Raw genomic sequence first — 18,923 nt, 5'->3', positions numbered from 1 at the left:
ATAGAGATACTGTTGCATGACGCCCCTTCCCCCAAGAAAGAGTGAAAAACATGGGTTTGTTAGACCGTTTTAAAAACCGTGCTAAAGAAGAGACCACGCCGGTGCACGCTGAGCCTACTCAGCAGTCGGTACCTGCTCAGGAAACTGAAAACCACAACGAGAGTGTTGAGGTAGTTCAGCCGTCCTTCAGCATCGAACTGGGCAGTGGCCTGCACCAGGTCATCGAACGTATGCGCAGCTACGGTGCTGACAACCTCACCCTTGATTTGAATCAGCACGGCAACGACATGAACTATGTGCTGAGCGATCATCACGAAGAACTTGAACGCGGCGTAGTAACCCCCGACGGTGACTGGTTCGACGCTGTGGCCAAACTCTACACCGATGAGGAAAAGTCAGAGCGAGGCGCATGGAAGAGCGCTCAGATTGTCACCGGCTCAACGCTGGGCGAAGAAGGCGCCGTTACCGCGTCCTTTACCAATGCTGCAACGGGTGAAGTCTCAACTATTTCAAGCTCACTGGCGCAGCCCGGGCTGGACTTGGCAGATGAACAATCAGAATCGGCAGAGTCGGCTTACATTGCTGAACAGTACACTCCCGTTCAGACCGATACTGAGGTTGCAGATACCAACCCCGCAGGTTTTGAAGAGTCCTCAGCGGTTGAAGACGATTACGATCCCTTTGTGCAAGCTGATTCTGTAGCACCGGCCAGTAGTCTGCTGAGCGATGAGAACGAAGTCAGCTCGGACTCAAGCGATATCGATGCCCAGAACCGCTTTGACCGCATCATGAAGCGCATCGAAGAAGATAAGGATAACCCTCAGGAACTGCCCAGTTTCGAAGAGGTTGCATTTGCCAATGACCCCGAACCCAAGTCAACTTCTGACTTCGCTCGTTTCGGTTCTGATGCATCAGCGGAGACTGTCCAGGGCGCGACTGAAGAAGCTGACTCCGCTGACGAACTTACCCACCAGGACGCTGTAGAAGCTGCTCAGCAGAGCTACAACGACTACTCAGCAACTGACACCGGGTTGATCGCTCAGACCGGCGGTCAGGCACTTGATGTTGAGAATGCCGAGGCAACCGACGCTGAGATCGAGACTTACGTTCATGAAGAGCCTGCTCTTACCGATGCGGAGCTCAACGACCGTGAATTTGATGTTGAGGACGAAGCGCTAGAGGCACAGGAGCCCACTGACAGCGACCTTACTGCATTGTCAGATGATGAACCGGTTGTAGAGTCCGATGAGTCACTGGCAAATGTTGATCCCTATGCCGAAGACTCAACCCACGTTCAGTACTTCTCTGACGATCAGGAACTGGCTGAGCTCACTGGCGAGCAGGAATCCGCAGAACCCTATGACGAAGAAGACACCTTCGATGAAGAGTTCACTCGCGAAGATGAGCTGACCGATGATGACTTCTTGGCTCAGACTGACGGCATTGTTCCCGAGACTGATGAAAAAGACGCTCTTGCTGAGGCTGAACTCGCAACCGACGATTTCTCAGATACCGCTGCCAGCACTGAGTTTGAGAACACCGAGTTTGCGAACACCGACTTTGACACCGCTGATGAGGTAGCGACCGAATCCGCACCCGCTGAAACTGAAGCTATTCCGCTGGCTGATGTGACGCACGGCGATGACGTAGACGTTCAGGGCGAAGCTGCTGTTCCTAGCCTTGTTGATGATCAGGAATGGGAGCAGGACGCGTTTGCTGCAACCGGTGACGCAACGGCAGGAACCGCTGTTGCCGGTGCTACCTACGCGGCAACGCAAAAGGCTGACCAGTCGGCGCCTACTTCCGGCACCAACCTCGATGTTTCCTCATCCTTCAGCGGCGCGCAGAACACCAGCGTATCGATGCCGTCAAAGACTCAGCTTGCAACCGGCAACATGGTTCTTACCGAGGCTGAGGTTGCTCAGCGACTCAAGCAGGCGCAGGACGCCCTGTTTGGTGAAAACGGCACCGCCCGCGACGTCTCAACTGTTCTGATTCGCGTGCGTTCCTTGGGCTCGTACTACGATGCTCTTACCCACGTGCGTCGCGATGGCTTCTGGGATCAGCAGAAAACCTTCGAGCTCGTACCTGAAGAGATCCTAGATATTCTGCAGCTCAAGAGCGACTCCTACCGTGAAGGCTTTGGCTCACCCCTGGCAATGATGTTCCGCTTTACCCCCGGCGTGCCGGTAGAAGCGTCCTTCGACTACGCCAACGAAGAAGCCTTCGTGCAGTACACCGACCACCTGCCCGCACAGCAGTACGTTGAAGAGCTGCGCATGTTCCCGCGCACCGGCGCCAACATCCCGGCGCACATGAACGAGGCACTCGCATCCTGGACACTGTAAACCAACTGTAAAAGAGCCGGCACTGCCCGTACGATAGGGAAGTGCCGGCTCTTTTTCTTTTAAAGGCCATAGAAAACACAACGCAAAGGACATGATGAGTCAGACAGCTACCCCCTCGTACAAGTGGATTGAACAGCTACCCAAGGTGTGTTTGCACGACCACTTGGACGGCGGCGTTTCGCCCCAGACCATTATTGATATCTCACAAGAAATTGGTCATGAGCTTCCCGCAGATAACGCAGAGGACCTCAAAAAATGGTTTGAAGAAGCGGCAGATTCTCGTTCTTTGGTTCGTTACCTTGAGACTTTCGAGCACACTGTTGCTGTTATGCAACGCCGCGAAGATTTGGTACGCGTAGCAGCTGAACACGTACTTGAGCTGGCGTTTGACGGTGTACTGTACGGTGAGGTTCGTTGGGCACCGGAACAGCATCTGCAGGCTGGTCTTTCTTTGCAAGACGCTGTTGAAGCTGTGGCAGAGGGCTTTGCTCAGGGCGCCGCCGTGGCGCGCGACCGTATGGGCAAGCCCGTAATGCCACGTCAGATTCTGTGCGCTATGCGTCAGAACAACAATTCCCTTGAAATCGCTAAGCTAGCGGTCGCTAACCGCGGTCTTGGCGTTGTAGGTTTTGACCTTGCCGGCCCCGAAAAGGGATTCTTGCCTGCCCAGCACCAAGAAGCTCTAGATTATGCGGTTAAGCATTACATGCCCATCACCCTGCACGCGGGCGAAGCAGATTCCCTCGAATCCATTGCATCAGCCATCCACGAAGGACGCGCGCTACGACTGGGACACGGCGTACAAATTACCGACGACTTTTCGATCCTCAAGATTGCCGAGGCAAGCCCCGAAGCTGTTGAACAGGGTGCTGACCCCGACCAAGAAGTCATGAAACTCGGTCTTTTGAGCGCATGGATTAAAGATCGCCAGATCCCGCTAGAAGTCTGCCCCTGCTCAAACCTGCAGACCGACGCCGCCGCATCCACCACCAGCATCGGACGCGTCAACGGTGGTGAACAGGAGCGCGCTCGCGCCTACGCTCAGCATCCCGTTGACCTGCTCTACCGTAGCGGTTTTGCGGTCACTATCAACCCCGACAACCGCCTGATGAGCAACACGTCAGTCACTAGCGAGTTCATCAAACTGCATGAAACCTTCCGCTACGACTGGCCCGAATTCTTTGAGCTCACCATGAACGCGGTCGACGCGTCCTTCATGCAGATTGAACAAAAGCGTTCGCTCAAGCAGATTTTGCAGGACTACTACAACGAGTTCGTAGCAGCCCAGAACCCGCAGGAAGATAGCAAAGCAGGGGAGTAGCCGTGTCAAAAAATCACGATGAGCAGCCCGGAGCTTCGTTTACCGAACTGGTGCGCCTGATGAATACTTTGCGTTCACCGGGTGGATGCTCATGGACGGTAGCACAAACTCACGAGAGCATCATGCACTACCTAGTAGAGGAAACCTACGAGGTCGTTGAAGCTGTGGAATCGCCGGGCGGGGTTAACCTCCCGCTGCTTCGCGAAGAGCTGGGCGATGTGTTGCTCAACGTGATTTTCCATGCCCGGATGGCAGCCGAAATCCCGAGCGACCAAGGCGGCTTTGATATTAACGATGTGGTGGAGGGGCTCTCGCAAAAGCTCATCCGCCGCAACCCTCACGTTTTCGGAAGCGCCCAAGACACAGCATCTCAGCTCAGCGCCCAAGAGATTTATGATGCGTGGGATGAGCTTAAAAAGAGCGAGAAACCCGAGCGTACCGGGATTTTTGATGGTGTACCGCCGCATCTGCCGGCACTTGCCTTTACCGATAAAGCACTCTCAAAAGCGACCGCAGCTGACGTACCCGTTCAGTTGCCTGATGCAGATGAAGCTGACACAGAATCAGTCTGGGCGGCAACCGTTTTCGCTCTCGTGCAGGAGGCTCGTGCTCAGGGAATTGATCCTGAGAAAGCGCTGCGCAATTACACCAAAGAAATGATGCGACTCAGCGAGGATCGTCGAGACTTAGAATAAAGTCGCTGCCTTCTTGAAGCTTGTGAGGGACGTTCCCCGTCAGCTGGCTTGGGGCTGGCATGAATCGCGGCGAGCGCCCCGCGCGAGTCCGCGAGAGGGACTGCTGGCGGGGAACGTCCCTCATAAGCGTCGTAGATGCTCCTAAGGTTCGTGCTTCTTCATCTTATGTGGGGACGCGTGGGAAAAATATCGAAAATCGCCAGCAGATTCCCACCAAAACACAGGAGTTTCTCATCATTCCCCCTGTGTTTGTGTGGGATTTTTGGTAGAATATTAATCAAGATTTAGCCGTTGAAGGGTTTTCGTAGCACTACGAACTCGCTACGGTTAATGATTGAAGCCACTTCAATTCCTTCACAAACAATAAGGAGCATTTTCATGGCTGTAATCACTGCTGTACACGCACGTCAGATTCTTGACTCACGTGGCAACCCGACCGTTGAGGTTGAGGTTCTGCTTGAAGACGGCGCATTCGGTCGCGCTGCAGTTCCCTCAGGTGCATCAACCGGTGAATGGGAAGCTGTAGAGCGTCGCGATGGCGATAAGAAGGTTTACCTGGGTAAGGGCGTTCAGGGCGCAGTTACCGCTGTTATCGAAGAAATCGCTGAAGAAATCATCGGCATCGATGCAACTGACCAGCGCGCAGTTGACTCAGCAATGATCAAGCTCGACGGCACCGACAACAAGGGCAAGCTCGGCGCAAACGCTATTCTCGGCGTTTCAATGGCAGTTGCTAAGGCAGCAGCTGAGTCAGCTGACCTGCCCCTGTACAAGTACCTCGGTGGCCCCAACGCTCACGTACTTCCCGTTCCCATGATGAACATCCTCAACGGTGGCTCACACGCTGACTCAAACGTTGATATTCAGGAATTCATGATTGCGCCGATCGGTTTCGATACCTACTCACGCGCACTGCAGGCAGGCGTTGAGGTTTACCACGCACTCAAGAGCGTTCTGCACGACCGTGGTCTTGCAACCGGTCTTGGCGATGAGGGTGGTTTCGCACCCAACCTTGAGTCAAACGCAGCAGCGCTTGACCTCATCATCGAAGCTATCAAGAAGGCTGGCTACAAGCCCGGCGAAGAAATCGCACTGGCACTTGACGTAGCGTCATCAGAATTCTTCGAAAACGGCTCATACACCTTCGAGGGCCAGAAGAAGTCAGCTGAAGAAATGTCAGCTTACTACGCTGATCTCGTAGCTAACTACCCCTTGGTTTCCATCGAGGATCCCCTGGATGAGAACGACTGGGACGGCTACAAGAAGCTCACCGCTGAGATCGGTGACAAAGTTCAAATCGTTGGCGACGACTTCTTCGTTACCAACCCCGAGCGTCTTGCTAAGGGCATCGAAAACGACTCAGCTAACGCTCTGCTCGTGAAGGTAAACCAGATCGGTTCTTTGACCGAGACCTTCGATGCTATGGAGCTTGCTCAGCGTAACGATTACCGTTGCATGGTTTCACACCGTTCAGGCGAGACCGAAGATGTCACCATTGCTGACCTCGCAGTTGCAACCAACGCAGGCCAGATCAAGACCGGTGCTCCCGCACGTTCAGAGCGCGTTGCTAAGTACAACCAGCTTCTGCGTATCGAAGAAGAACTCGGTGAGGCGGCTCAGTACGCAGGTGCTTCAGCGTTCCCTCGCTTCAAGAAGTAATTCTTCGCGATAAACGTATTAGTTTCTGACTGAAGCTAGCAGTAAATGCCCCGCATCGATATGGTGCGGGGCATTTTCGTGCGTTAGTTTGGTGGGGTGGACGCGGTACAATGGGGGTTCGTTGCGAATCTATTTTCAGGCGCGAGGGTGAGTATGTCTAAGAAGAAACAGCGGAATACTTTTAAAAACCGTGAGCGTCTTGCTGGGTTTTTTGGGTCTCGTGGCTCGCGTACTGCAAAGTCTCGGGGTAAGTCGCAGCCGGTGTCCGGTCCGACGCCTGTGGCGGCTCGTGTCTTTTCTGCCCGGTGGCTTGCGACGTTGGCGGTTTTGATTATTGGCGTGCTGGCGGCTTCTGGCACTATTAGCCGGTATTTCAATCAGTCGGCTGAGATGGCTTCGGTGCAAGAAAGCATTTCATCGTTGCAGGATGAGAATAATGATCTCAAGCAGCAGCAGTCGTGGTGGAAGGACGATAATTACGTCAAGCAGCAAGCTAAAGGACGCCTGTTCTACGTGAATGAGGGGGAGACCCCGTATGTGGTGGTTGGTACTGATTTCACCTCTGGTATTCCCGATGAGACCAGTGCTGATGCGATGACCGCACCGGAAGATTCGTGGACTAAGAAGCTGTGGGATTCGTTCCAGATGTCGGCGGTCAACGGTAATCCCGTAGGCGCACAACAGCAGGGCACTGATCAGCAAGGGGCAGAGCAAAAGAGCACTGACCGATCGACTGCCGGTGCTAGCGCATCCGCAACTGAATCTGCACCTGGCGCCCCCTAATTTTTATACTTTTTCGTTTCAATCAATGGAGGACATCATGACTTCATCTGAGCGCGTTCCCGGCGGTTTCAACGTCACTGCGCAGACCGTTAAACCTACTGAGCAGGACGTCCGTGTGCTGTCAGCCCAGCTGGGGCGCAAAGTGCGTGACGTAGCTGAGATTCCTGCGCGTTGCGTGTGCGGTAACCCGCTGGTTGCAGCAACTGCGCCGCGCTTATCGAACGGTACTCCTTTCCCGACGGTTTTCTACTTAGCGCATCCTGCTATTACTGCCGCTGCTTCTCGTTTGGAGGCAGATGGCGTGATGTACGGTATGACCGATCGTATTGCTGAGGATTCAGAGTTGGCGGCTGAGTATGCGGCTGCTCATGAGAATTACTTGGCGGAGCGCGAGCGTATTCGCGTTGAAACTGAGACCGGTGAGGTGCCTGAAATTGAGGGTATTTCTGCAGGCGGTATGCCTACCCGCGTCAAGTGCCTGCACGCTGTCTTGGGTCATACCCTGTCTGTAGGTCGTGGCATCAACCCCATGGGTGATGAGACCCTTGATCTGATTGCGCAGTGGTGGACTCCTGAGCAGTGCGCGTGCGACCCCGCATGGCGTGAAGAAGCGTAAGAACCCGTCTAAAAGTTAGAAGGTAAGAAGATGCGCGTTGGTGCAATTGACTGCGGTACTAATTCCATTCGTCTGCTCATTGCAGATGTTGCGTTGGACGGTACGCTCACGGACGTCGTGCGCGAAATGAAGGTGGTGCGTCTGGGCGAGGGCGTGGACGCTACCGGCCAGTTTTCGCAGGCGGCGCTGGATCGCACGTTTGCGGCAGCTCGTGAGTACGCGCATCTTCTTGAAGAACACGGTGTGACTGCGGTGCGTTTTGCGGCTACTAGCGCGAGCCGTGATGCTTCTAACCGTGAGGTGTTTATCAGCGGGATTCAGCAGATTCTCGGTGTAACTCCGGAGGTTATTACCGGTGTTGAAGAGGCTAATCTGTCTTTTGCAGGCGCGGTGAGCTCTGTGGGAAACACCGAGGAAAATACCGTAGTTATTGACCTGGGTGGTGGTTCTACCGAGTTCGTGATGGGTAACGATAACGGCGTTCAGCAGGCGATTTCTATGAATATTGGATGCGTGCGCCTCACCGAGCGTCACAGTGTGGATGCTCCGCTGACAAAGGCGCAAGAACGTTTGATTCTTGCTGACGTTGATACCGCTTTGGACGAGGTGGCTGAGAACCTCAATCTTGCTGAGGTTCAGCGTATCGTGGGGGTAGCGGGCACTGTGACCACTGTAATGGCGCAAACCCTCGGTCTCACCAGCTACGATTCGGATGCTATCAACGGTAGCGAACGGTCCATTGACGAGGTGATGCAGGGCGCCCAAGAACTCGCATCCATGACTCGCAATCAGCGCATGGCAACAGGTTTTATGCACGAGGGACGCGTGGATGTCATTGGTACCGGTGCAACGATTTGGTCGCGCATCGTTGACCGCCTTCGCGCGGAAAGCTCACACGATATTACTTCCGTTATCGCAAGTGAACACGATATTCTTGATGGTTTAGCTTTGTCCCTTACCCGCTAACCCCTTGCCTACATCATATGAAGAAGACTTCTCGCGTAGTTCTGACTCTTGCTCTTGCAGCGTTCGCCTCTGTGCCGTGGTTATTGCCAGCGGATGCGCAACCAACCGGTGCCACACCGGCCGCTACTGCGCCTGCTAGCCCCGGCGTCCTGCCTTCGATTCCTACGATTCAGGCACCGACCGGCGATAGTATCCGGGCTCGCGAGTACTGGTTGACGTCCTATGGTTTTGAGGATGCGTGGAAGCAAGCCACCGGTAAAGGCGTGACCGTCGCGGTGATTGATACCGGCGTTGACGGCACGCATCAAGACCTCACCGGCAACGTAGAGAAGGGCTACGATGCGTCAGAGGCAGGTTCGACGAATGGCTGGAAAGGCCTGGGCATTGAGCCCGAACACGGTACTTTAGTTGCATCTTTGATTGTGGGGCACGGTCACGGGCAGGGGAGCAACTCATCGAAAGCATCCATCGCGAAACAAAACCCTAACGGCATTATTGGAGTTGCGCCCGAGGCAACTATTCTCCCCATTTCTTTGGAGCTGGGAACAGTTGACCCCAACGCTAAAAGCGTTGATGAACAGCTGCCTGAAGCGGTGAAATACGCGGTTGATCACGATGCTGACATCATCAATCTTTCGGTGGGCTCATCAAAGACTCAGTGGCCGCAAAGCTGGGACGATGCTTTTGCTTACGCCGAAGAAAAAGGTGTGCTCATCGTAGCTTCTGCTGGCAATCGCGGCTCAGGCATTACTCAAGTCGGCGCACCAGCTACCATTCCAGGCGTCCTGACGGTGGGCGGTGTAGACCAAAACCGCAAAGACTCCTGGTCATCTTCATCTCAAGGGATTTCCATTGCGGTAGCAGCACCCAGCGAACAACTCATTGCAGCCACTCCCGATGACGGCTACGCGGTGTGGAGCGGTACCTCAGCGGCCGCCCCGCTGGTCACCGGCACTGCCGCCCTTATCAAAGAAAAATACCCGGATCTTACGTCCAACCAAATTATTCAGCGCATTATCGAGTCGGCTGATGATGAAGGAGAAAAAGGACGCGATGCCCTCTACGGTTACGGTGTGCTCAACCCGGAGAAAGCGCTCGCCGCTGACACGCCGGATGACACTGATACCAATCCGCTGGGATCAGTGCGGGAATGGATCTCTATTCACCGTAAGTCAACGGCGGCTCCTGAAAGCTCCTCAGCTGAGCCGGTGCACAAAGATGCAGAAACCATCGAAGACGCCTCAGCCCCTGTTCCCACCGATCCGCCCGAAGACTCAGGTCTCTTACCGTTCATCATTATTGGCGGGTTTGCCCTATGGGTGCTGATTATCACCACCGGTAGCATCGGAAAGCTCAACCGTATCGTTCATAGCGAAAAACAGCGGTAAACAGTGATAAATCGCCGTCAAAATAGGTGACATATCAATAAAAATTCGCGAAAATAAGTAGCTATTGAGCTTTAAAGGCAGAACAATGGCACAATAAGAATGAAGCTTTTTGTCCACTTGCTCAGGGACTACCCAGTAAGAGGACTACAAGATTTACTGCCTTTGCGCAGTTATCTTGACATAAACGGCTGACGACTACAGCAGATACTTTCAATATCTCACCCGCAGCCGTGCACAGTACAAAGGGAGAAGCAATTCTAATGGCATTCACCAAGTTGGCGCAGGACCGCCCGCGCATCCTCATTGTTGGCGGCGGCTACGTTGGTTTCACCGTAGCTCAGAAGATCCAGAAGGTTATCAAGGACGCCGGCGGCGTAGTAACCATCGTTGATCCCAACCCTTACATGACCTACCAGCCCTTCTTGCCCGAGGTAGCTGCAGGCTCAATGGAAGGTCGCAACGCAACTGTTCCGCTGCGTCAGCACCTGCGCGACACCGAAATCGTCGGTGGCCGCATCGTTTCAATCAACCACGCAGCAAAGACCGCTGTAGTTGAGCCCATCAACGCTGGTGAGACCTTCGAACTGAGCTACGACGAAATCGTTCTCGGTGCAGGTGCTGTTACCCGCGCGTTCCCGATTCCCGGTCTCTCAGACGTTGCTATCGGCATGAAGACCGTTGAAGAAGCAGTCTCAGTGCGCAACTGGGTTCTCGAGCGCATCGAAACCGCATCACTCACCGCTGACGAGGCAGAGCGTCGCCGCGCGCTGACCTTCGTTATCGTCGGTGGTGGCTTCGCAGGTATCGAAACCATCTCAGAACTCGAAGACATGGCACGTGAAGCAGTACGTCGTAACAACCGTCTGCGCGTATCAGACCTTCACTTCGTTCTCGTTGAAGCAGCACCCCGCATCATGCCCGAGGTACCTGCAGACCGCGCAGAAAAGGTTGTTGCAGAGCTCCGCGCACGCGGCATCGAAGTACTGCTCAACACCTCACTGGCAGATGCGACCGACGGTCACCTGCAGCTCATCAACATGGGCGACAAGTCACCCGCTGGTGAACTCGACACCGACACCGTTATCTGGACCGCAGGCGTTGCAGCATCACCCATGCTCAAGGAAACCGACTTCCCGATCGACGAGCGCGGTCGTGTACGCGTAGGCGCAGACCTCCGCGTAACCGGCGACAACGGTGTTATCGAAGGCGCATGGGCAGCAGGCGACAACGCAGCTGTTCCCGACCTCACCGGTGGCGGCGTAGGCGGCTTCTGCGTACCTAACGCACAGCACGCATCACGCCAGGCCGTAACCCTTGCGAACAACCTGCTTGCATCACGCAACGGCGAGTCGCTCAAGGACTACTACCACGAGACCATCGGCGTTGTTGCAGGCCTCGGTCTGTGGAAGGGCGTTGCAAACTTCAAGGGCAAGACCATTGGTGGCCCCCTTGCATGGATGATGCACCGCGCATACCACGGTACTGCAATCCCCACCACCGAACGCACCGTACGCGTGATGGCAACTTGGGCACTCAACCAGGTATTCGGTCGTGACACCTCATCGGTACGTCACCAGCGCTCACCGCGTCTTGCATTCCAGCAGGCAACCGGTACCGCACCCGAAAAGTCCAAGGCAAAGCTCTAAATTTCTACTTTAGAGACAAGCTCTGGTATAAATAGCTAGGTACGGGCTCGCATAATATATGTGAGCCCGTCCAGCCCCTATAGCCCAATTGGCAGAGGCAGCAGACTTAAAATCTGCCCAGTGTGGGTTCGAGTCCCACTGGGGGCACCCTCAAAACGCCGTTTCGTCTTCGATGAAGCGGCGTTTTTTAGTGCCAGCAGTGGGAGTTCGCTCGCACGCTCGCGTGACCGAGCGATGCGTCCTCATTCGGCAGAAGATACTCCCTAAGTGCGTTTGTACTGACACTAGCGTCAGGACAAACGCACTTAGGGAGTACTTTTTACAAGGGTACATGTTTGCTATCACCCTAATTCCGGGCAACGTTTGAAGGTACTTTTGGCGTCACATACTCGATTCCAAGAGACCTCACTCGCCTGATTGGCTAGGCTTAGAAGTGAGCTGATTAAACTTATTCAGGGGAAAGGTCTTTCCGATGACTATCAAACTCGTTGCAACTGACATGGACGGAACACTGTTGAGGGATGACAAAACCTTCGACACCGAGCGTTTCAACCGCATCCTCGATGCTATGGACGAGCGAGGCATCCAGTTTGTGGTTGCCTCGGGTAACCAGCTGCCCAAGCTGCATCACTACTTGGATAGCTACCGCAAGCGTCCTCTCACCTACATTGCTGAAAACGGTGCGTACATCGCTGACCAGGAAAAAGATATTCTGATTTCGGGTTTCTCTGAGAAAACCGTTAACCAGATCATCGCTACGCTGGCGAACTTTCCGCAGGTGGGCGTTATTCTCTCCGGCCATAAGAACGCGTACTTGCCGATCGAACGAGCTGAGCCTATCGCATCCTTGATGAAGGACTATCTGGACTTTTTGGGCGCTGACTACAACGGCGATGTGAGTGCTATGGACTTTATTCGTACCTGGTACCCGAACGCTGTCTACATTGACAACTACGATGTGCTCAGTGAAGACACGATTGTGAAGTTTGCACTGCAGACTAAGCGCCGCGAGACCGCACAGATCCTGGCGCAGCTTATCGACCAGTTGCCCCCGAACGTTGTACCGGTGACCTCTGGCTTTGGCGCTATTGACTTGATTTCACGTGGCGTCAACAAGGGTAGTGCGCTCAAGTGGCTGGGCGAGCAGCTCAACATTAAGCCTGAAGAAATGGTGGCGTTTGGTGATGCCGCGAACGACGCTGAAATGCTGAACTACGTGGGCACCGGCGTGGCCATGGAAAACGCGACTCCGGCTTTGAAAGCTACCGCAGATGTTGTGATTGGTCATAACAACGACGGGGGAGTGCTTGCCTACCTCGAAGAGATTCTTGAACTGGTGGACGAGGGCCGTGTTTAACGCCTTGGGCTAAACCCCTAAAAATTTTAGTAACTTTACTATAGGGTAGTAAGAACATTTAGAACACGACCTAGGAGACACCTGTGGCAGGTAACCCCCTTATCAACTCAATGGGCAACCAGCAAAAAGGCGATTCCCGTTTTGGCCAATTCGGTGCTGGCGGTACGTCAACCGCTCAGTACGGTCAGCAGGGTAATCCTTATGGCGCCCCTCAGCAGTATGGGCAGCAGGCATACGGTAACCCTTATGCCCAGCAGCAGAACCCCTACGGCTATGCGCAGCCGAACGCTCAAGATCTGAACAACATGTACAACGCGCCGTCCGCTTCTAATTTTGAGGCTGGACGCGTGACCATGGATGACGTTGTGCGCAAGACTGCGCTCAACTTGGGTCTGGTAGTTCTCGGTGCGCTCGTTACCTGGTTCATTTACCCGCCGCTGATGTTCGTTGGTTTCGTAGCGGCTCTCGTGCTTGGTCTGGTTAACTCCTTCAAGCGCAAGGTATCACCGGCTTTGGTGATGGCTTATGCAGTTTCTGAGGGTATGCTCTTGGGCGGTTTTTCCTTGCTTTTCGAGCAGAGCTACCCCGGCATCGTGATTCAGGCAGTGGTGGCAACCATGATTGTGGCAGCCACTATCTTGGTGCTGTACTCTAACGGTAAGATTCGTACCACCGCTAAGCTGACTCGCTTCTTCATGATTGCGACGATCTCATACGGTATCTTCTTGCTGCTGAATCTGGCACTGAGCCTCTTTGCAGGTTTCAGCCTGTACTCTGCTAACCCCGGTATCGGTCTGATCATTTCACTGTTTGCTGTTCTGCTTGCGTCCTACTCACTGCTGATGGACTACACCAACACCAACGAGGTTGTGCGCATGGGCGCTCCCAAGCGCGAAGCATGGCGATTGGCTTTTGGCCTAACTGTCTCACTGGTCTGGCTGTACATCGAGATCCTGCGTGTACTCGGCTTTGTACGCCAGCTCTCAGATAACTAAATAAAGTATTTATACTGCCGGTTCTTACCCGTGTAAGAGCCGGCAGTTTTTATATGCTCTTTTCACAAAAATGTGGTGAACAACCGTTAAATAAATTATCGATAAGCCCCCTGTGTGTTTGGTGGTATGTCAAGATTGAACCTATGAGCGAAAAGAGTATGGAAGTCCAGTCGGTGGTTTCATCGGTGAGAGACAAAAATTTAACAAGCCGTGACGTGCCTTATGCACTTCAGATCGCGGCATCCTGGTCGTGGCGACTGATTGTTACAGCGGTTGTAGCCTGGGGTATTTCTAAGATTTTGGGTAGCATCAGCCTGATTGTCGTTTCCATTATGGTGGCGGCTCTGTTGGCAGGTTTGCTGTCTCCCGTTGTATTCGTACTGCGTAAGTACGGTCTATGGCCCGGCCTTGCAACCGCTATTACCGAAATCGGTTTTATTGCGATTGTGATTGGTCTTTTGACGCTGGTGGGTCAGCAGATGATTTCTGGCTTCAGCCAGCTTTCTGACCAGGCGATGGAAGGCTACCGCCAGCTCATTGCGTTGCTCAATGACTTGCCGATTAATATTGGTGCTGGTCAGCTTGATCAGGTGCTCTCCGACGGTCTGAACACCCTGAAAGACAATGCTGACAAGGTGCTCACGGGCGTGGCTAACGTTGGCTCAACCGCAAGTAACTTTGCAACCGGTCTGGTAATCTGCCTCTTCACCCTCATCTTCTTCCTGATGGAAGGCGAGAAGATCTGGCTCTTCATCGTTGGTATGTTCCCTCGTGCTGCGCGTCGTGCCGTCAACGGTGCAGGCCGCCGCGGTTGGAAATCCATGGTGAGCTACACTCGCGTTCAGGTTTTCGTTGCATTCATTGACGCGGTGGGTATTGGTCTTGCAGCCTTCTTCCTGGGCGTTCCCCTGGCCTTCCCGCTGGGCGTACTCGTGTTCTTGAGCTCCTTCATTCCCGTGGTGGGTGCTCTTGCCAGTGGCGCAATCGCCGTTCTGTTGGCACTCGTTGCTAACGGTCCCGTGAACGCACTCATTATGCTTGGTATGGTTCTGCTGGTTCAACAGGTCGAGTCAAACATTTTGCAGCCCTTGGTCATGGGTAAGGCAGTTTCACTGCACCCCCTCGCTGTAATCGTTGCTGTTGCTAGCGGCAGCATCCTCTTCGGCATCACCGGCGCGCTGTTCTCAGTACCGTTGCTGGCGATGCTGAACACCGTGGTACGTTACCTCGCTGCACGCGGCTGGGAGAACGACGATGAAATTCGTAGCGAAGAATTCTTGTACCCTCACGAAGTTGAGCGCCGCAAGAAGAAGGCGATTCACGAAAAGATGAAGGAACACATGAAGCGTAACCGTAAATCAGAATCTGAGACTAACACTGAGAAAGTGGCTCAGTAGTTCTAAACTGATACACATCTTTTAGATCTTGGAGGAGATTTTACGTTGACACGCCTTGAAGAACTTCCTGTTCAACTTCACGACATCGAAAAAGCGCATGAGCTTTTAGACGGTGTTATTGAAAGGACGCCCGTTGCGCACTCGCGCGCGCTGGAGACAGCTTTGGGCTCGCCGGTATTCTTCAAGGCAGAAAACCTTCAGCGTTCGGGATCTTTCAAGGTTCGTGGCGCGTACGTGCGCATGGCCAAGCTGTCTGCTGAGGAGAAAGCCCGCGGTGTTGTCGCCGCTTCAGCAGGTAACCATGCGCAGGGCGTTGCCTTGGCGGCGTCCAAACTCGGCATCGATGCTCGCATCTACATGCCGATGGGAGCTGCCCTGCCTAAGGTGACAGCTACTCGTAGTCACGGCGCTGAGGTTGTTCTGCACGGATCAACTGTTGATGAGGCGCTGGCTGAAGCCAAACGCTACGCAGATGAGACCGGCGCGGTCTTCGTGCATCCTTTCGATAACGCCGATATTATCGCTGGCCAGGGCACTCTCGGTCTGGAAATTCTTGAGCAGGTGCCTGACGTTGACACCATTCTTGTAGGTGTTGGCGGTGGCGGCTTGTTAGCGGGTCTCTCGGTAGCAGTCCGCGCTAAAGAGAAGCAGCTCGGTAAGAAAATCCGCATCATTGGTGTGCAAGCAGAGCATGCTGCTGCTTACCCGCCTTCTTTGGCAGCGGATGCGCTCGTACCGCTCAAAAAAGTTACTACTATCGCCGACGGCATTGCGGTGGGACGTCCCGGTCAAATGCCCTTCGATATCATCAAAGAGCTGGTGGACGATGTTCATACGGTCTCTGAAGACGATATTGCGCGTGCTCTGATTTTCTTGATGGAACGCAATAAGTTTGTGGTAGAACCCGCAGGGTCTGTGCCCGTTGCGGCGGTGATGAACTCCGCCATCAAAGAAAAATACGGCGACTTGGGCACTACAGTTTGTCTGCTGTCGGGCGGCAATATCGACCCCATGCTGATGCTCAAAGTCATTCAGCGAGGTCTCAGTGCAGCCGGACGATACCTGACCGTACGTCTGATGCTCACTGACCGCCCCGGCGAACTCACCAGCATCTCAAGCATCATTTCAGCTAACTCAGCCAACGTTACCGGCGTGAACTACACAGGCGCATCCGGTGCCCTGTCGATGGGCGAAGTATTCATTACTATCGACATGGAAACCAAGGGGCACGAGCACTGTGAAGAAGTACTCGGGGCACTCAAGGAGGCGGGCTACCAGCCAATCGTGGTGTACTAAAAGTTATTTCAGAGCTTTCCAGAGATTATTTTGAGGAAAGTACTGGGGAGCTCTGGAGTACGGAGAGCGCCAGCAGTCCCTCTCACTTCATTCGCGCGGGGCGCTCGGAAGTGATTCACGCCAGACCCGATGCCAGCTGGCGCTCCCCGCACTCCAAAGCTGTAGACGTAAGTTTCAGCACCCTATAGAGATAAAAAACCGGGTGGAACGTGAAAACGTTCCACCCGGTTTTTGTATGCGAAGTTCTCGAAGAAATTAGCCCTGGAAAGGCTTAGCCTCGATGATCTTTACGGTGATTTCTTTACCGTTGGGAGCTTCGTAAGAAACGGTGTCGCCTACCTTGTGGCCGTGGATTGCTGCGCCCATGGGTGACTTTTCTGAGAAGACCTGCAGGTCTGAGTCGCCGACGAGGGTGTCTGCAACTTCGCGTGAACCCAACAGGAACTTCATTGCCTTGCCTGCGATTTCAGCGTCAACAACCATACCGGATTCTACGATGCCGTTGTCCTTGAGCTCTTCGCCGACCTGTGCGTTTTCGAGCAGGTGCTTGAGCTGTGCGATGCGAGCTTCGTTCTTGCCCTGTTCTTCGCGTGCTGCGTGGTAGCCGCCGTTCTCTTTGAGGTCGCCTTCATCGCGTGCTGCTGAGATGCGGTCAACGATTTCTTGGCGGTAGGGGCCTGAGATGCGTTCGAGTTCTTCTGAGAGACGGTCGTACGCTTCTTGGGTCAGCCAAGCGCCTTCGTGCTGTTCTTCAGTCATACGTTTTCCTTTCAAAGACGCGTGGGCGTCCTTTCTATCAGTTTTCAGCGGCTCAGTGCCTGCTGAAGAAAGTCTGAGTTTTATTTTACGGTCTGATGAGACCTAATCCTAACGATTCGGGCTTTTGCGGGGCAATAAGTTGGCTTATCGACGAAGGTTGCCCGTTAATTTTTGCCCCAGCAGGAGTCGACAACTGCGGTGTGAGCGGCTGAAGTGATGAAAAGGTGCTCGGTGCGTGCGGTGACCGGTGCATTGTCGTCGCGAGGGCCAATGGTTACTTCTTTCCAGCCCACGGGTGCGCCGGATGCGTTCATTGCTTTGAGCGCGCACACTGCGGTGGCGTCAGGTTTTTTGACGACTTCAAAGGAGACCGTGACTTCGTTAGAGCTCATGAGGTCGTACCCTGTGTTTTTGAACTCAGGGTTTGAGGCGTCCTGGGTCGTTTGAACCCAGATACCCCACGCGACCGCTAGGGTAACAACGACGGCAGTGATGATGATCCAAAACCGCGCAGGGGTAGGCTTTCGAGCACGCTTTTCGCCGTAGCGATCAACCATCATTTGATTGCTCATGGGCACTCCTTACCGTTGTTCGTAGTATATTTCGCCCTGAGAAATACACTCTCAACGATTCGCTACACTAGATATGTTGCCTTTATCTAAAGGCACTAAGCCCCTATGAAAGGGGCACTTATCTACTGTATCGAATTTAAGCGGAGTGCAAACGTGAGTGACGCTGAGAATACCCCCACTACCGTCAAGGACGCGGCAGGTAATGTACAGCCGTTGAACGAAGACTACACGGGTTTTCGTATTCTTGCGGTGCACGCGCATCCTGATGATGAGTCGTCAAAGGGCGCTGCGATGATGGCTGCTTACGCTGCTCGTGGTGCCCGCGTGCTGGTTGCTTCAATGACTGGCGGTGAACGCGGCGATATTTTGAGTGAGGCAGGACGCGAGAACCCGGCTGCTTACCGCTTCTTGCCGTCGGTGCGTCGTCAAGAGATGGCGAATGCTCGCGAGATTCTGGGTATTGAGCACCGCTGGATTGGTTTTATGGATTCAGGTTTGCCTGAAGGCGATCCGTTGCCGCCGCTTCCGTTTGGCTGCTTTGCGTCGTTGCCGTTGGAACAAGCTAGTGCCCCTCTGGTGCGTTTAGTGCGTAAGTTCAAGCCGCACGTTATTTTGTCGTACGACGAAATTGGTGGCTACCCGCATCCTGACCACATCATGTCGCATAAGGTAGCTGTTGAAGCTTATGAAAAAGCTGGTGACGCGAACGCTTACGTGGGTGAGGGCGAACCCTGGCAGCCGCTTAAGCTCTACTACGACCGAGCTTTTAATCCTGAGCGTCTGAACGCTATGCATGAGTACTTGATGGCAAACGGTCTTGAGAGCCCGTTTGCTGAGTGGATTGCCCGCCGTATGGAAGATGATGTTGATGGTCATCAGCCTCCTGTATCGCGCCACTCTACGACCACGCGCATCTTGTCTAAGGACTATTTTGAGTTGCGTGATAAGGCGCTGTTGGCGCACGCAACCCAGGTTGGGCCAGAAGATTTGTTCTTCGCGCTGACTCCCGTGCAGTCACAAGAAGTATGGCCTACCGATGATTACGTGCTGATTGATTCGAAGGTAGAAACTTCACTGCCTGAGCATGACTTTGCCAGCGGTATCGACTTTTCGTCCCAGCAATAA

Annotated in this window: 16 protein-coding genes and 1 tRNA gene; 15 read left to right on the top strand and 2 right to left on the bottom strand. The window is 53.9% G+C overall.

Annotated features, from left to right (window positions below; all coding sequences use genetic code 11):
- Positions 1 to 50 precede the first annotated feature (50 nt).
- From IDM49_RS09145 to ilvA, 14 genes are all read left to right on the top strand, one after another.
- On the top strand, positions 51 to 2,348 hold the full coding sequence (locus tag IDM49_RS09145) for a midas domain-containing protein (RefSeq protein WP_190724281.1): 2,298 nt from the start codon (positions 51 to 53) through the stop codon (positions 2,346 to 2,348).
- Between the two features lie 94 nt (positions 2,349 to 2,442).
- Positions 2,443 to 3,669, top strand: a complete 1,227-nt coding sequence (locus IDM49_RS09140) for an adenosine deaminase (RefSeq protein WP_190725475.1) — start codon at positions 2,443 to 2,445, stop codon at positions 3,667 to 3,669.
- 2 nt (positions 3,670 to 3,671) lie between these two features.
- Entirely contained in the window at positions 3,672 to 4,364 is a 693-nt protein-coding gene (locus IDM49_RS09135) for a MazG family protein (protein WP_228008070.1), read from the top strand.
- 378 nt (positions 4,365 to 4,742) lie between these two features.
- Complete coding sequence (eno, locus tag IDM49_RS09130) at positions 4,743 to 6,023, top strand: phosphopyruvate hydratase (RefSeq protein WP_168614746.1); 1,281 nt, start codon at positions 4,743 to 4,745, stop codon at positions 6,021 to 6,023.
- A gap of 153 nt (positions 6,024 to 6,176) precedes the next feature.
- The gene (locus IDM49_RS09125) at positions 6,177 to 6,806 is read left to right on the top strand and encodes an FtsB family cell division protein (RefSeq protein ID WP_190724280.1); all 630 of its coding nucleotides are present in this window, start codon (positions 6,177 to 6,179) and stop codon (positions 6,804 to 6,806) included.
- A gap of 37 nt (positions 6,807 to 6,843) precedes the next feature.
- A complete protein-coding gene (locus IDM49_RS12280; RefSeq protein WP_228008069.1) occupies positions 6,844 to 7,422 on the top strand; it encodes a DUF501 domain-containing protein in 579 nt (192 codons plus the stop codon).
- A gap of 30 nt (positions 7,423 to 7,452) precedes the next feature.
- Complete coding sequence (locus IDM49_RS12275; RefSeq protein ID WP_228008068.1) at positions 7,453 to 8,388, top strand: Ppx/GppA phosphatase family protein; 936 nt, start codon at positions 7,453 to 7,455, stop codon at positions 8,386 to 8,388.
- Positions 8,389 to 8,405: 17 nt separating this feature from the next.
- Positions 8,406 to 9,776 (top strand): S8 family serine peptidase, encoded by a 1,371-nt coding sequence (locus IDM49_RS09115; RefSeq protein WP_190724279.1) that lies wholly within the window; start codon positions 8,406 to 8,408, stop codon positions 9,774 to 9,776.
- Between the two features lie 260 nt (positions 9,777 to 10,036).
- Positions 10,037 to 11,422: an NAD(P)/FAD-dependent oxidoreductase gene (locus IDM49_RS09110; RefSeq protein ID WP_168614741.1), complete on the top strand. Its 1,386-nt coding sequence runs from the start codon at positions 10,037 to 10,039 to the stop codon at positions 11,420 to 11,422.
- 73 nt (positions 11,423 to 11,495) lie between these two features.
- Positions 11,496 to 11,569, top strand: a tRNA-Leu gene (locus tag IDM49_RS09105).
- A 325-nt stretch (positions 11,570 to 11,894) separates the two neighbouring features.
- Positions 11,895 to 12,779, top strand: a complete 885-nt coding sequence (locus IDM49_RS09100; RefSeq protein WP_190724278.1) for a Cof-type HAD-IIB family hydrolase — start codon at positions 11,895 to 11,897, stop codon at positions 12,777 to 12,779.
- Positions 12,780 to 12,862: 83 nt separating this feature from the next.
- Complete coding sequence (locus tag IDM49_RS09095) at positions 12,863 to 13,774, top strand: Bax inhibitor-1/YccA family membrane protein (RefSeq protein WP_190724277.1); 912 nt, start codon at positions 12,863 to 12,865, stop codon at positions 13,772 to 13,774.
- Between the two features lie 215 nt (positions 13,775 to 13,989).
- Entirely contained in the window at positions 13,990 to 15,171 is a 1,182-nt protein-coding gene (locus tag IDM49_RS09090; protein ID WP_228008067.1) for an AI-2E family transporter, read from the top strand.
- A gap of 45 nt (positions 15,172 to 15,216) precedes the next feature.
- The gene (gene ilvA, locus IDM49_RS09085; RefSeq protein ID WP_190724275.1) at positions 15,217 to 16,467 is read left to right on the top strand and encodes a threonine ammonia-lyase; all 1,251 of its coding nucleotides are present in this window, start codon (positions 15,217 to 15,219) and stop codon (positions 16,465 to 16,467) included.
- A gap of 255 nt (positions 16,468 to 16,722) precedes the next feature.
- Here ilvA and greA read toward each other — a convergent pair whose 3' ends face one another.
- Together greA and IDM49_RS09075 are read right to left on the bottom strand one after the other, a co-directional pair.
- On the bottom strand, positions 16,723 to 17,226 hold the full coding sequence (greA, locus tag IDM49_RS09080) for a transcription elongation factor GreA (protein WP_168614736.1): 504 nt from the start codon (positions 17,224 to 17,226) through the stop codon (positions 16,723 to 16,725).
- Between the two features lie 164 nt (positions 17,227 to 17,390).
- Complete coding sequence (locus IDM49_RS09075) at positions 17,391 to 17,798, bottom strand: DUF4307 domain-containing protein (RefSeq protein WP_190724274.1); 408 nt, start codon at positions 17,796 to 17,798, stop codon at positions 17,391 to 17,393.
- A 153-nt stretch (positions 17,799 to 17,951) separates the two neighbouring features.
- Here IDM49_RS09075 and mca point away from each other — a divergent pair, with 153 nt between their 5' ends.
- Positions 17,952 to 18,923: a mycothiol conjugate amidase Mca gene (gene mca, locus IDM49_RS09070; RefSeq protein WP_228008066.1), complete on the top strand. Its 972-nt coding sequence runs from the start codon at positions 17,952 to 17,954 to the stop codon at positions 18,921 to 18,923.

Origin of the sequence: Rothia terrae, assembly GCF_014705925.2 — a bacterium.
GTDB lineage: Bacteria > Actinomycetota > Actinomycetes > Actinomycetales > Micrococcaceae > Rothia > Rothia terrae.
Note: the sequence above shows the minus strand (reverse complement) of the source record. Positions and strands in the feature narration are given on the sequence as shown.